Source organism: Marinifilum breve, from assembly GCF_003202155.1.
Classification (GTDB): domain Bacteria; phylum Bacteroidota; class Bacteroidia; order Bacteroidales; family Marinifilaceae; genus Marinifilum; species Marinifilum breve.
Window position 1 is genome coordinate 41,613 of record NZ_QFLI01000006.1, and the last position, 13,832, is coordinate 55,444.

12 protein-coding genes are annotated in these 13,832 nt (G+C 35.7%); 6 read left to right on the top strand and 6 right to left on the bottom strand.

Annotated elements, in window-relative coordinates; genetic code table 11:
- Nucleotides 1-164 precede the first annotated feature (164 nt).
- Both DF185_RS13945 and DF185_RS13950 read left to right on the top strand, forming a co-directional pair.
- Nucleotides 165-752, top strand: a complete 588-nt coding sequence (locus DF185_RS13945; protein ID WP_110361375.1) for an OmpH/Skp family outer membrane protein — start codon at nucleotides 165-167, stop codon at nucleotides 750-752.
- Nucleotides 753-838: 86 nt separating this feature from the next.
- On the top strand, nucleotides 839-2,107 hold the full coding sequence (locus DF185_RS13950; protein ID WP_110361376.1) for a glycosyltransferase family 2 protein: 1,269 nt from the start codon (nucleotides 839-841) through the stop codon (nucleotides 2,105-2,107).
- Nucleotides 2,108-2,402: 295 nt separating this feature from the next.
- On the opposite strand, the gene DF185_RS13955 is transcribed toward DF185_RS13950, so the two are convergent.
- From DF185_RS13955 to nhaC, 3 genes are all read right to left on the bottom strand, one after another.
- The gene (locus DF185_RS13955; protein WP_110361377.1) at nucleotides 2,403-2,711 is read right to left on the bottom strand and encodes an FtsB family cell division protein; all 309 of its coding nucleotides are present in this window, start codon (nucleotides 2,709-2,711) and stop codon (nucleotides 2,403-2,405) included.
- Nucleotides 2,712-2,986: 275 nt separating this feature from the next.
- Complete coding sequence (pruA, locus tag DF185_RS13960; RefSeq protein ID WP_110361378.1) at nucleotides 2,987-4,618, bottom strand: L-glutamate gamma-semialdehyde dehydrogenase; 1,632 nt, start codon at nucleotides 4,616-4,618, stop codon at nucleotides 2,987-2,989.
- A gap of 251 nt (nucleotides 4,619-4,869) precedes the next feature.
- Nucleotides 4,870-6,309 (bottom strand): Na+/H+ antiporter NhaC, encoded by a 1,440-nt coding sequence (nhaC, locus tag DF185_RS13965; RefSeq protein ID WP_110361379.1) that lies wholly within the window; start codon nucleotides 6,307-6,309, stop codon nucleotides 4,870-4,872.
- A 234-nt stretch (nucleotides 6,310-6,543) separates the two neighbouring features.
- Here nhaC and DF185_RS13970 point away from each other — a divergent pair, with 234 nt between their 5' ends.
- The 3 genes from DF185_RS13970 to DF185_RS13980 are packed head-to-tail and all read left to right on the top strand — an operon-like array spanning nucleotide 6,544 to nucleotide 9,090.
- Complete coding sequence (locus tag DF185_RS13970; protein ID WP_110361380.1) at nucleotides 6,544-7,329, top strand: hypothetical protein; 786 nt, start codon at nucleotides 6,544-6,546, stop codon at nucleotides 7,327-7,329.
- Nucleotides 7,326-8,396: a sensor histidine kinase gene (locus tag DF185_RS13975; RefSeq protein WP_110361381.1), complete on the top strand. Its 1,071-nt coding sequence runs from the start codon at nucleotides 7,326-7,328 to the stop codon at nucleotides 8,394-8,396. Before DF185_RS13970 ends, DF185_RS13975 begins: the two co-directional genes overlap by 4 nt.
- Complete coding sequence (locus DF185_RS13980; protein WP_110361382.1) at nucleotides 8,380-9,090, top strand: LytR/AlgR family response regulator transcription factor; 711 nt, start codon at nucleotides 8,380-8,382, stop codon at nucleotides 9,088-9,090. The genes DF185_RS13975 and DF185_RS13980 overlap by 17 nt, the downstream gene beginning before the upstream one ends.
- A 315-nt stretch (nucleotides 9,091-9,405) precedes the next feature.
- Here the strand turns inward: DF185_RS13980 and bioB are convergent, their stop codons facing one another.
- The 3 genes from bioB to DF185_RS13995 form a co-directional block, all read right to left on the bottom strand.
- Nucleotides 9,406-10,383, bottom strand: a complete 978-nt coding sequence (gene bioB / locus DF185_RS13985) for a biotin synthase BioB (RefSeq protein ID WP_110361383.1) — start codon at nucleotides 10,381-10,383, stop codon at nucleotides 9,406-9,408.
- A 21-nt stretch (nucleotides 10,384-10,404) separates the two neighbouring features.
- Nucleotides 10,405-10,761, bottom strand: coding sequence for a hypothetical protein (locus DF185_RS13990; protein ID WP_110361384.1), 357 nt, complete (start codon nucleotides 10,759-10,761; stop codon nucleotides 10,405-10,407).
- Nucleotides 10,762-10,977: 216 nt separating this feature from the next.
- Nucleotides 10,978-12,267: a type IX secretion system plug protein gene (locus DF185_RS13995; RefSeq protein WP_110361385.1), complete on the bottom strand. Its 1,290-nt coding sequence runs from the start codon at nucleotides 12,265-12,267 to the stop codon at nucleotides 10,978-10,980.
- A gap of 206 nt (nucleotides 12,268-12,473) precedes the next feature.
- Here DF185_RS13995 and DF185_RS14000 point away from each other — a divergent pair, with 206 nt between their 5' ends.
- Nucleotides 12,474-13,829 carry a Na(+)-translocating NADH-quinone reductase subunit A gene (locus DF185_RS14000; RefSeq protein ID WP_110361386.1) on the top strand — a complete coding sequence of 452 codons (1,356 nt, stop codon included), beginning with the start codon at nucleotides 12,474-12,476 and terminating at the stop codon, nucleotides 13,827-13,829.
- Nucleotides 13,830-13,832 lie beyond the last annotated feature (3 nt).

Genomic DNA, 13,832 nt, shown 5'->3' on the forward strand with positions numbered 1-13,832 from the left:
TGTTTGGATATTTGATGATGTTTAATGTGTAGACGATTTTAAAATTGAATGCCAGGAATTTTTTAGTCTACTTATAAAAGTTATATTTGTTAGGCAAAATCAAAAAAAGGGAATACCATAATGGTGTTCAAATAAAACTTGAAAAATTTAAATACTAAATACCTATGAAAAATTTATCTGTTGCATTAAATGCCGTGTTAATTGTTGCTGTTGCAATTCTTTACTTTGTTCAGTTCTCTGGTAGTGGAGAATCGAAAGATGTGAAAACTGTAGCTGGAGAAGGAGCTGTTGTATACATTAACACTGATTCATTACTAAGCAACTATAACTTTTCACGTGATTTGAATGAGAAGTTCTTAAAGAAACAAGAAGATTCGCGTACTGATTTTAACTTTAAAGCTCAGAAGTTAGAGAAAGAAGCAATTGAATTTCAGCGTAAGCTTCAAAATAATGGCTTTTTAACTCGTCAAAGAGCAGAAGAAGCTCAGCAAAAATTAATTGCCAAGCAACAAAACTTACAGCAATTAGATCGTGAGTTAAGTGCAGAGTTAATGGGCGAGCAGCAAGCAAATAGCAAGCGTTTATTCGATAGCGTTACAAACTATTTGAAAGAGTACAATACAACTCGTAACTACAGCTTAATTTTAAGCACTACCAAAGGTGGAAACGTATTGTTATCGCAGGATGGTTTAGACATTACTAAGGAAATTATCGATGGCTTAAATGCAAGATATACTCCTGAAGCAAAATAATTGAAGATTTAAAAGGAGAAAGGGCAGGTGGCTGATTAGCTATCTGCCTTTTTTATATATTTGCCCTTCGTATCTAAAATAGAAATATGGCTTTTGCTGATAAATACCTGAAGAAACAAAGAATGTACCCTGAGTACATTACAACACCAGTTGATGAGAACTTGAATATGGTTGTAACAATTCCGTGTTACAACGAGCCAGATTTGATTCCAAGTTTGGAAGCATTATGGAATTGCGACAGACCCAATGGAGTAGTTGAAGTAATTGTAATTGTAAATTCAGGAGAACAAACTGAGCAAGAAGCATTGGATCAGAATGCAAAAACCATTGCCGATGCTACAGCTTGGATGGAAACGCATCAGGATGAGAAATTGAAGTTCTATTTAATCCATCAGCCAAAGCTAAAAAGAAAGTTTGCAGGAGTTGGGTTTGCTCGTAAAATTGCAATGGATGAGGCAGTAGCTAGATTCAATCAAATTGATAAAGCAAATGGAATCATTACCGGTTTCGATGCGGATTCAACTTGCGATGCCAACTATTTGGTAGAAATAGAAAAGCTTTTTAAAAAATATCCCAAGGCCAACGGCGCAAATATTTTCTACGAACATCCATTGGAAGGAGAGGAGTTCGATCAGCAAATTTATGATGCCATAGCACAGTATGAATTGTACTTGAGATATTACATGCTAGCCATGCGTTATGCCGGACACCCTCATGCTTTCCACACAGTTGGTTCTAGTTTTGCTGTATCGGCAAGTGCATACATTAAACAGGGAGGAATGAACCGCCGCCAGGCAGGTGAGGATTTTTATTTCTTGCAGAAAATTATCCCGCTAGGTAAGTTTTATGAAATTAAAACCACGCGTGTTGTTCCATCTCCAAGAGTATCGGATCGTGTACCATTTGGAACAGGAAAAGCCGTTTCTACTTTTGTTGATGAGGGAATAATGGATTATCAGACTTACAATTATTCAGCATTTAAGGAGCTAAAAGCATTCTTCGATAAGGTAGATGATTTCTTCGGGGTGGATTACGATACCTATTTGAACGATTTGTTGGTGCAATTGCCAGGTTCGGTGCGTAGTTACTTAAAAGAGGATAACTTCTTCGAAGCATTGGATGAAATCAATAAAAACTGTGCTTCAATCGATACTTTCAGAAAGAAATTCTTTGGAGCTTTTAATGCCTTTAAGGTATTGAAATATCTAAACAATGTGCACGAGCAATTTATCGATGAGGAAAGCATTGTGGTTTGTGCCAAGCAGTTGTTAAACGATTTGGGAATAAATACCAAAGGCATCTATTCAGCCAAAGAGTTGTTGGATATTTACAGAACCTACGAGAAAGAGAATTAGTACAAGTACTATGAAATAATAAGGAGAAGAGAGTTTAAAAGCTCTCTTTTTTTATGCTTTAAATCGGGAATTATTCGGTAGAAAATTAAAAATATAGCTTGTTGAAACAAAGGTTTAAAGTTGAAATAAAAAACTTAGTATGCTTATTGTCGGAAACTAAGTATACTATCTTTTGGACAACAAGCATACTAAGATTCAAAGAGTAAGTATACTAAGTTTTTGCAAAGAAAGTTAAGTATATATTTTTTAAGGTAGAATTGAATAATTTGAGAAAGGTAATTGTAAAAGGAAAACCTTAATCTTCTTCAATAAAAATAAAGATATCCTCATTTTTCTTCTTCATGAGGTATTGCTCACGGGCAAACTTTTCAAGGTTTTCCTTGTTTGTTTTTAGTTCGTGAATTCTCTTTTTGTCTTTCTCTATTTTATCAAGGTAGTAAGCTTTCTCTTTTTCGAGAGCTTCAATTTTAGACTCATTTTCTTTTCTTTCCCAGATGGAATGTTGATCGCCAAAGAATAACCAAACATAGAAAATCAGAAAAGCAATTACATATTTACTTCTGATAATCTGAGGAATGTATTTTTTAGCGAGTTTAAGAATCATAGGTCTGTCTTTCCGGCTAAATTACAAATAAAGAATAAAAGTAGAAAGATGAAAAAGTAGAAAATTTGTGTATCATTAGTGACGTAGTATTGCTACGTCTTTTAATTATTGCAATTAAAAAGATTTATGTAGAGACGGCATTAATGACGTCTTTACCAATAACGTTTTCCCCAATAAAAAAACGACCGAAGAAACTCCGATCGTTTTTATCCAAAATAAATCATGTCATTGGAAGCCGGAGCAAATCCGGCTTAACTATCCAATATTTTTTAGTCCTAGTCTTCTTTGAAGTTAGGATACATATAATCTACAGGAGGAACAAATGATTCCTTGATCGTTCTTGGAGAAACCCAACGCAATAGGTTAATCATAGAACCAGCCTTATCATTAGTACCTGATCCTCTACCACCACCGAATGGTTGCTGACCAACAACAGCACCAGTTGGCTTATCGTTAATATAGAAGTTACCAGCAGTGTGAGTTAAACGCTTAACTAGCTTTTCAATTGCGTAACGACAATCAGCGAAAATAGCACCAGTTAATGCATAAATAGAAGTCTGATCAAGGATATCTAAAGTTTCGTCTACCTTATCATCTTCGTAAACAAAGATTGTGATAATAGGACCGAATAACTCTTCTTCCATTGTAATATAATCAGCTTTCTTAGCTTGGATTACAGTTGGCTTGATAAAGTAACCTACTGATTTGTCATACTCACCACCAGCAACGATTTCAGCATCTGGAGAAGCTTTAGCATCGTCAATAGCAGAAGCTAACTTATCGAAAGTAGTTTCATCGATAACCGCATTGTGGAAGTTTGTGAAATCTTCAGTTCCACCAGTCTTGATCTTAGCAAGATCTTCCTGAACCAATTTCAATACAGCATCCCACTTGCTTGCTGGAATATAAGCACGAGAAGCAGCAGAACATTTCTGTCCTTGATATTCGAAAGCACCACGAGTAATTGCAGTTGCAACTTCGTTTACATCAGCAGTTGGGTGCATGAAAATATAGTCTTTACCACCAGTTTCACCTACGATACGTGGGTACGACTTGTATTTGTGAATGTTATTTCCAATAGTTTTCCAAATGTCCTGGAATACACCAGTTGATCCTGTAAAGTGGATACCAGCAAAATCAGGAGAGTTGAAAATTACGTCAGCAGCAGCAGGGCCAGAAACGTATACCAAGTTGATAACGCCATCAGGTACACCAGCTTTTTTGAATACTTCCATTAAAACCTGAGCTGAATAAACAGCAGTTTTAGATGGCTTCCAAACTACAGTATTACCCATCATTGCAGGAGCAGTTGGAAGGTTACCAGCAATAGCAGTAAAGTTGAATGGAGTTAATGCGAAAATAAATCCTTCTAGTGGACGTTGCTCAACGCGATTCCATACACCTTTCGATGACATTGGCTGTTGCTTGTAAATTTCAGTCATATACTGAACGTTGAAACGCAAGAAATCAGCAATCTCACAAGCAGAGTCGATCTCAGCCTGGAAAGCATTCTTCGATTGTCCCAACATAGTAGCAGCATTTAATTTCATACGGTAAGGACCAGAAATTAATTCAGCAGCTTTTAAGAAGATAGATGCGCGATGCTCCCAAGCTAGGTTTTCCCATGCTGGTTTAGCAGCTAATGCAGCATCAATAGCCATTTGTACATGTTCCTTTCCACCTTGGTGGTAGTGTCCCAACACATGTTTGTGATCGTGTGGAGGAGTCATTGCAAACAAGTTGTCTGTTCTTACTTCCTCGTTACCGATATACATAGGTACATCAATTACTTCAGAACGCATTTGTTTAAGTGTAGCTTGCAATTCAGCTCTCTCAGGAGTTCCTGGTGCATATGAGAAAATAGGCTCGTTTGTAGCAACCGGAACGTTGTATATACCTTTTGGCATGATAATAATTGTTTAAGGGTTAATTTTCTTCATTTTTAAGTCTCTCAACAAATCTAAAAAAAAATCAATTCCTGATTTATGAGTATTATCATGCTTTAAAAATTCCATGAAAACATTCAGCTTAAGATATTCACAAGAATTAGTGTTTTGATTTTAATTTTTGAGTTATGATATCAATAGCCTAACAATTTAATAGTATAAACTTCTAATTATCGAACAGTCTATAAGTTTTCCAGATGACTTAAAATAATTTAGCTTTTAGATATTCTTCTGATCTTTATATTAAGGTAGGCCATAGCAATGGTTACAAACGGACTTATAATATTAAAAAAGCAGAAAGGAGCGAACGCTGCTGTGGCTACTCCCAGTGCTCCTGCCTGGGCAGCCCCACAGGTATTCCAAGGTACCAATACCGAGGTAACCGTTCCAGAGTCTTCCAATGTTCTACTCAAAACTTCAGGCTTTAAATCCTGATCTTGATATGATTTTGCAAACATTCTTCCTGTTACTACTATAGATATGTATTGATCGGATGCGGTTAGATTTAAGAATCCACAACTAATAGCAGTAGTGGTAACCAGTGAACCTGTTGAATGAACCGCCTTCAGCATGGTTTCTGTTATCTTCTTTAAGATACCCGCTGTTTCCAGGATACCACTAAATACCATTGCTGTCAATATCAGCCAAATTGTATTTAGCATTCCCTTCATACCGCCAGTAGAGAGTAAATCTTGTATGTTTTCATTATCAACAGGAACACTGATATCTGTAAAAATGGATTTCATGACCACATCGTAGCTTGCTTGCACAAATGATGTACTATCCGATAATTGCTTGATGATTTGTGGTTGAAAGATAATAGCGAATATTCCACCTATTAATGTACCGGCAAAAATTGCTGGCAATGCAGGTACCTTTTTGCTGATGATTACAAATAATAATATAGGCACCAAAAACAACCATGGTGTAATGGTAAAGTTTGCTTTTATGGCAGATTGAACTTGTTGAATACTTTCTGGGTCGATTTCGCCATGTTTTGTGAATCCTATAATAAGGAATATTACCAATGTAATTAATATAGATGGTACAGTTGTGTACATCATGTAACGAATGTGTACGAACAAATCTACATTGGCCATGGCTGGAGCCAGGTTAGTTGTGTCGGATAGGGGAGAAACCTTATCGCCAAAGTATGCGCCCGAAATAATTGCTCCTGCAACCAAAGCAGGATTAATCTCCATGGCATTTCCAATTCCCAGCAAGGCAACTCCAATGGTGGCAATGGTCGACCATGACGAACCTGATACCACAGAAACGATAGCGCATATGATTACTGACAACATCAAGAACAGTTTTGGATTCAGGAATTCCAGTCCATAATATATCATGGCAGGCACAACACCCGATATCATCCAGGTTCCTGCTAAGGATCCAATCAGCAATAATATCAACATAGATGGCATGGCCGTTCCAATGCTTTTTACAAATCCTTTTTGAAGGTCATCCCATCCTTTACCTTGTCGTAAGGCAATAATGCCTCCAACCGCAGCAGCTATCAATAAGGAAAATTGGTTGGCACCTTCAATGGCTACATCGCCAAAAACAATGGCGTTGATACTAAGTAATACAATTAATAATAGTATGGGAATTAAAGCTTCCCCAAGCGAGAGGGATTTGTTGGTTTGGGTCATGAGTTGGGTTTTGGGTTAGTAAGAGCTCATGAACTTACAAAAAAACCTTGTGAAATGGAATATAAAACAATAACACTTGTTAAATTTATAATCTGAAACGAAATCGAAATTGTTGTGCTATCTACCGAAATTAGCATGGCAAACATCGAAAGAATTTTAGATTGAAGTATTGATTCCTTTATTTTGATTGTAGATCATGATCAATAGAACAGATGTTTCACTAAAACAATAATCATGAAAACAGAACAAATGAAAAGAATAAAACTGATTGGATTTTTTATCGTTCTTCTTGTGGCCACTCAATCTTGTGTAGTGAGTTCATTGCACCCATTGTATACCGATAGCGATAGAGTACATTTGGATGAACTGGACGGCGTATGGATAGAGAATGACGAAGTAAGGTATGAAATAACAACAATTGTGGATACAACGGACATGGCAGATATGCTAGAGAAAATGGAATCTGTCTCCAAATTAAAGCATAAAGTTGGATCTAAATTAAAAGTAAAATACAAAGATACTAATAATGTAACTGTGACTAAAGATTCTATAACAGGACAATTTGTGGTTAACGGCGCATTGGATCACAAACAAATAATGCATTATTTGTATCCTGATACAAGAAAACATTATCAGATTAAAACCTTCTTTGAAAAAGACACCAGCATTTTTGATGCGGTATTATCTAAATTAAATGGTAATTATTTTTTGGATGTTATACCCAACGATGCTTTCTTGGAAGAAAAACTTGCGGAAAGTCCAGCAATAGGTATGCTTCTTCCTACTCATATGTTTTTTAAAATCGAGGTTAATGAAGATCAGTTGGTTTTAAACTCAATAGAACCAGATGACTTTAAGAAGTTATTAAAAAGCAATCGTGTTCGTGTTGAGTACATCGAACGAGATGATAATGTTATTATTACTGCACCTACAGAAGAAATTCAAAAATTTCTTGTAAAATTTGCAGATTCCGAGTTGTTTAATGAGAAAGATAAAGGAATCTTGAAAAGAATAAAATGATCAATAGTATTAAGAGTATGCTAAGCAAACTAATCCAAAACAGAATAGTGCATCACATTCTGTTTTGGATGCTTTCATTCTATACACTGCTACAGTTCTTTGCTTTGCAGGAAGACATATCTAAAATTGATGTGGTGTATACGGGATTGTTTCATATCAGCTTGGTATTTGGAGTATATGTAAATGTGCTCTTATTAATTCCGAATTTATTAAAGCGAGAGAAATACGTATTGCATGCTATTGGTTTTGTTGGATTATGGCTTGCTGTTGCTTACTTAAATGAATTTACATTCGAACATTTAAGTGATTGGATTGCTCCTGATTACTTCTTTATATCCTCGTATGAGATAAATGAGCTATTAAAATTTAGTATTGTGTACCTCGGTTTGAGTACCTTATTGAAACTTTCAAAATCGTGGTTTAGAATAATTGAAGCAGAGAAGAAGTTGGTTGAGTTGAAACAGAAGCAATCGGAAACCGAATTGCTGGCTCTCAAATCTAATATCCATCCACACTTCTTATTCAATAACTTGAACTCTTTGTATGCATTGGCCAGAAAGAAATCGGATGAAACACCAAAGTACATTCTTCAGTTATCAGATTTAATGCGTTACATGATTTATGAAAGTAATGATCAGTATGTAGAATTGGAAAAAGAAATCAACTATATCACCAACTACCTGGAATTACAGAAACTAAGATGCAAGAACAAAACCCGAATTCAGTACATGATTGAAGGGGAACTTGGTGCTCAGAAAATCGCTCCTTTTTTAATGATCCCATTTATTGAGAATAGTTTTAAGCATGGTGGATTAAATCAGTTGGAACGCGATGTAATTGATTTGATGATTAGAATTGAAAACGATCAATTGGAAATGAATTTGAAAAATTCCATTCCGCAACAATCCCGAAAAGAAATAGATCCTATTGGAGGATTTGGAATAGAAAATGTAAAAAGCCGATTGGAATCCTTATACCCAAACAAACATGAGCTACATTTATCGAAACAAGAAGATGAATTTACTGTAGCCCTTAAAATTGACCTGAACCATGAACCGAGACACTGATAAAACATACAATTGCATTATTGTTGAAGATGAGCCTTTATCGCAAGAGATTTTGGAATCTTACCTTCAGGATTGTCCGCAGCTAAAGCTAAAAGCCATATGTAACGATGCTTTGGAAGCAAATCAAATCTTTCTAAAGGAATCGGTAGATTTGTTGTTTTTGGATATTAACATGCCAAAAATGAATGGAATTGAGTGGTTGAAAAGTTTGGATCAATCACCCAAGGTAATATTTACCACAGCATATCCTGAGTATGCCGTTGAAGGTTTTGATTTGAATGCGTTGGATTACCTTTTAAAACCATTCTCTTTCGAGCGATTTTTACGATCGGTAAATAAATTCTTGTCTTTGCAGGATAAAGTTGATGCCAAGTCAGAAAATCAGGAAGAAACCATTTTGGTAAAATCAAATAAGAAAACCTACTTGCTAAAACCTTCGGAATTAAACTATATTGAATCGGAAGGAGATTATTTAAAACTCCAAAGGGAAGATGATTGCCTGGTAATTCATGATACTTTAAAAAACTTTCAGACCAAGTTGCCACCAAAGGAGTTTTTACGCATTCACCGATCATTCATTATCAACCTGAGCAAAATTGATTTTTTGGAAGGCAATCAGGTTTGTATTGCCAAGCAAATGGTACCTATTGCAAACTCATATAAGGATCAATTGATGCAGTTAATTCAGAAATGAAGCTTGAAATTCCATGAAAGGTTTCCAATTGATCCTAAATCATTATGAAAGCTCAGAGAAACAGTAAGAAAATGATGGATAGAGCTTTCTGAGCGGAAAAAAGAGTTAAAAAGTACGAGAAAATATTAAGAAGGTGTGGGAAAATGCCTCGGGACTTTGGGGAATTGCTAAAAAGTGTGGGAAAACCACAAAAAAGCGACAGGAAGTCAGGGAAAAGTGAGGGGAAAAGTTAAAAAGCTGGGGGAATGATCAAAAAGTGACAGAAAGTCAGATAAAAAGAGCTTCATTAACAAATGAAGCTCTCTGTGTAGTATCTTAATTTTCTTCCAAAGTCGTCAATTCATGGTATTTGGTTGGAGTTAACCCCAACTGACCAAGCAAGTGTTCATCTTCATTGATGGTCATGTTATCAACAGTCAAAAGCTTATCTCCAAAGAAGATTGAATTTGCACCGGCAAGGAAACAAAGAGCTTGTCCTTCCTGGCTATAATGCGTTCTACCCGCTGCAAAAGCAACAACGGTTTTAGGCATTAAAATACGTGCAGTTGCAATGGCACGAACCATTTCGAAAATACCAATGGTTTCTTTGCCATAGAATGGAGTTCCCTCAACAGGTACCAATGAGTTCAAAGGAACATTGTATGGATGATTATCCTGATTCGCCAAAGTACGAAGCATTTCAATTCGGTCTTCGTCGTTTTCGCCCATTCCCAAAATACCACCAGAACAATATTGAATTCCTGCTTCCTGTAGGTTAGCAAGAGTTTCCAATCTTTCAGCGTAGGTTCTTGTAGTGGTGATGTTAGGATAATGACGCTCGGAAGTATCAATATTGTGATTTACGGCAGTAATACCCAATTCAGCCAATTTGTGAGCTTTTTCTTTGTTGATCATTCCCATGGTACAACAAACCTCTAAGCCCATTTTTTTCAATTCGGTAATCATTTCTGCAATTTCATCGAAACGATCATCGCGGTTTCCATCTCTACCAGCCGAGCTAAGGCAAACACGCTTTACACCATTTTCTTTGGCAAATTTAGCCTCTTCTAAAACTTTCTCTAAGCTTAACTTTTCTGGCTTTACATGAGTATTGTATCTTGCCGATTGCGCACAGTATTTGCAATCTTGTGAACATGCTCCGGTACGTACCGAGATCAAGGTATTCATGTTCATTTTTGAAGGATCGTGATATTTTCTGTGAATGTTCGAAGCACGATTCACCAAATCAAGCAATGGTAGATTGTAAATTTCTTTAACTTCTTCGTGAGTCCAGTTGTTTCTAATGTCAGTCATAATAAGATTTTTCTAGTCAATTTAATTTTTAGGATAGGATAAAGTATGAGCAGAAAGAATCTTATTCGACACTACGCCGGATTCTTTCCCATTGGTGATTTTTATGCTTTCGTTTTGTATCACCAGCATTTCGATGATTTCGGATGCTATCAGATCCGGTTCATCTAATTCATTTTTATCCCGTCCGCTTTCTGGTAAAAAACAAAATCCCGAAAAGCCGGATTCTTTCGATGGAACCAATAGGTTGTAACTTGCGTTCATGTTGGAAATTTTAATTTCCTGATTCATGCTTGCAAATGCAGCATATGATTTTCTGCTCCATCGTCTGAATACCTGCAAATCCGATCTTTGCTTACCGATTTTTTGTACAGACGTCATAATTGTTTGTTTTTATTTGAAAAACACAAGATAATGATTCTTGGTATTTCGGATTCAAAAGTATTGTTTTTTTTCTTTTTGAAAATGATTGTACAACATACAAGAAAGACGCAGATTTATATGAGGATGTATGATTTACGCAGATTTACTTGTAAATACATTGTAATTAAATCAGTGTTGATCTTACCATTTCATAACACAATCAGCGTCTAAAAATTAAAATCTCGCTGTAGATTTAATGGTTTTATATCCAATAAGCATATCGTAATTCAAAGCTATATCGTGATAATAAACATAGATGATATAGTTGTTTTCGGTTTCCCAATGGTTTCCTTCAATATATCCGGTATCAGGAATTTTGGTTTTGTGATCGACCAATGCAAATTGATAATTGTAATAACCTTGTTTCAGGAATATTTTCGAGATGTAGGCTCCTCTGTCGAAATCATAGTGCATTTTGTTTCGTTCATTGCATTGCCAGTTGTTAAAATTGCCATGTACATATAAGTCACCATGCTTTAAATCATTGTCCATTGGCAAGGTAAATGTGATGTATGCATAATCAGCTTCAGTTTCTGGAATATCACGCTCTTGCACTTCTACAAGGTAATTGCCATTGATATCCTGCTCGAAAATGTATTGCTTAAAATGACGATTGTTTCCTGGCGAAAGTATTACCGAAGTTGTATCGTTCTCGCTGGTAATTTCTCGAATATACCTGGTTTGATACCTCATGCTTTTTAAGTCGAAGTTTCGGAATTCGTTTCCTCCTGGGAATATATTTTCATCTTCGTAATCGAATACCAGTTCGTTTTTGCGGATGAAAATTGGCTTCAATCTTTTTTCCGTTCCATCAAGGCGATTGTTTTGAGTAAGGATAACATTTAGATCGAGTTGTGGGTTGTCTATTTTAAAGTTAGGGTGAAAAATACTAAAATCAACTTCCTGGTGAGATTCCCTTTTTTCAATAGAAACAGGATGTTTTACGATTCCTTTAATTTCTACTTTCGAATCTAATACCATAAATCGTTGTCGAATCACCACTTTTTCTGGATCGAAATCTTCGAATACTTCAATAACGTAATTCCCAGATAATTTTAGGCTGATATCATTGTTTGGAATTTTCAGACTATAGTGAATGTAATTCACATTGGTATTGAAAGAATGTTCGTAATCGGTAATCTGATTTTCTGCAAAACCATCCAAGAAATCAAATTCACTTAGCTCTGAATTGTACCAATTTTTATCACAATGTATAATTCTGTAAGAGTAATCTTGAATATTTTCTTTAATTTCGTCAAAGGAAAAAAGGAGCTGATTATCTCCTTCTAATTCGATTATCGGTGGAGCAAGTTCCCATCCAGTGGGAAATATTTGAACAGTATGAATGCTACTTTTCTTGATTTCATTGCGATATATAAGATCAAAATCGGACCCAAAGGTATTGTAAGTTGCTGAAATTGAAATCAAACTGAAGATGAATGATATAAGGAAAATTTTACGCATATTGATATGTATATATATTGGTTAAAAATAAACCAAAAACTTAAAAAATAAGAAATTGCTTTATATATTTGTGTGCGAATTTTTTAGATGTATTACAAAACATGTACTCAATCGTTTTAGAACACATGCTTGCACTTGGTTCTATTATGAAATAGAGTATTATTTAGTTATTTTTGACGCAAATTAATAAAATCAAATAGTTTAACATGTCTGAAGTTAAAAAGATCAAAAAAGGCTTAGATATTAAGCTGATAGGAAAGGCTGAAAAAGTACTTGAAAAAGCTGATCGTTCTGAGACATACGCAATTAAACCTACCGATTTTCCTGGATTAACACCAAAATTAAAAGTTAAGGTTGATGCTGAAGTAAAGGCCGGAAGTCCTTTATTTTTCGATAAGTATAGCCCCGAAATTAATTTTGCTTCTCCAGTTAGTGGTAAAGTAATTGCCGTAAATAGAGGAGAACGAAGAAAGATTTTAGAAGTAGTTGTTCAAGCCGACGCAGAAATCCAATACGAAGAGTTTAAAAAAGCTGATCCGAATGGTCTTTCGCGCGAAGAGGTTAAAGAAGAGCTGCTTAAAAGTGGTCTTTGGGCCTACATTCGTCAACGTCCTTACGACGTTATTGCGAATCCACAGGAAATGCCAAAAGCAATTTTCGTTTCTGCATTCGATTCAGCGCCATTGGCTGCCGATGTTGATTTCCTTTTAGAGGGAGAAGCAGAAGCATTCCAAGCAGGTATTGATGCTCTTGCAAAATTAACCGACGGAAAAGTTCATTTGAACATTAATCCAAACATGAATCAGGCAAAAATGTTTTCAGAAGTTAAGAATGCTACTGTAAACAAATTTGCAGGTGTTCACCCAGCGGGTAATGTTGGTGTACAAATTCACCACATCGATCCAATTAACAAAGGTGAAGTTGCTTGGGTTGTTCGTCCTCAAGAGGTAGTTTTCATTGGTCGTTTGTTCCAGAAAGGTATTTACGATGTAAGTCGTAAGGTTGCACTTTGTGGTTCTGAAGTAAAAACACCATGTTATTTCGAAACCATTACTGGAGCTTCAGTTCGAAACATTTTAAAAGGTAAACTTAAGGATGACGAGAAGATTCGTGTAATTTCAGGAAACGTATTAACTGGAAAACATATTCCAGAAGATGGTTTCATTGGAATGTATGATTCTCAGATTACAGTAATTCCTGAAGGAGACAAGCATGAATTTTTAGGCTGGGCATTGCCAGGTTTAAATAAATTCTCAATGTCAAAATCCTTCTTCTCTTGGTTGACTCCAAACAAACAATACCGTTTGGATGCTAACTTACATGGAGAGCACCGTGCTTACGTTGTTTCCGGAGAGTATGAGAAAGTTCTTCCTATGGATGTATTACCTGTTCACCTAATTAAATCTATTTTGGTTGAAGATATTGACCAAATGGAACAGTTAGGTATTTATGAAGTTGCACCAGAAGATTTCGCCTTATGTGAATTCGTATGTACTTCAAAAATTGATGTTCAGGATATCGTACGTCAGGGAATTGATCTGATGATTAAAGAAATGAGCTAAAAA

Excerpts from the sequence above, each read along its gene's own strand:
- DF185_RS13975 (WP_110361381.1), top strand. The coding sequence starts at position 7,326 with ATGATCAATAGTATTAAGAGTATGCTAAGCAAACTAATCCAAAACAGA.
- bioB (WP_110361383.1), bottom strand. The coding sequence starts at position 10,383 with ATGACTGACATTAGAAACAACTGGACTCACGAAGAAGTTAAAGAAATT.
- DF185_RS13990 (WP_110361384.1), bottom strand. The coding sequence starts at position 10,761 with ATGACGTCTGTACAAAAAATCGGTAAGCAAAGATCGGATTTGCAGGTA.
- DF185_RS13945 (WP_110361375.1), top strand. The coding sequence starts at position 165 with ATGAAAAATTTATCTGTTGCATTAAATGCCGTGTTAATTGTTGCTGTT.
- DF185_RS14000 (WP_110361386.1), top strand. The coding sequence starts at position 12,474 with ATGTCTGAAGTTAAAAAGATCAAAAAAGGCTTAGATATTAAGCTGATA.
- DF185_RS13970 (WP_110361380.1), top strand. The coding sequence starts at position 6,544 with ATGAAAACAGAACAAATGAAAAGAATAAAACTGATTGGATTTTTTATC.
- DF185_RS13995 (WP_110361385.1), bottom strand. The coding sequence starts at position 12,267 with ATGCGTAAAATTTTCCTTATATCATTCATCTTCAGTTTGATTTCAATT.
- DF185_RS13980 (WP_110361382.1), top strand. The coding sequence starts at position 8,380 with ATGAACCGAGACACTGATAAAACATACAATTGCATTATTGTTGAAGAT.
- DF185_RS13950 (WP_110361376.1), top strand. The coding sequence starts at position 839 with ATGGCTTTTGCTGATAAATACCTGAAGAAACAAAGAATGTACCCTGAG.
- nhaC (WP_110361379.1), bottom strand. The coding sequence starts at position 6,309 with ATGACCCAAACCAACAAATCCCTCTCGCTTGGGGAAGCTTTAATTCCC.
- DF185_RS13955 (WP_110361377.1), bottom strand. The coding sequence starts at position 2,711 with ATGATTCTTAAACTCGCTAAAAAATACATTCCTCAGATTATCAGAAGT.
- pruA (WP_110361378.1), bottom strand. The coding sequence starts at position 4,618 with ATGCCAAAAGGTATATACAACGTTCCGGTTGCTACAAACGAGCCTATT.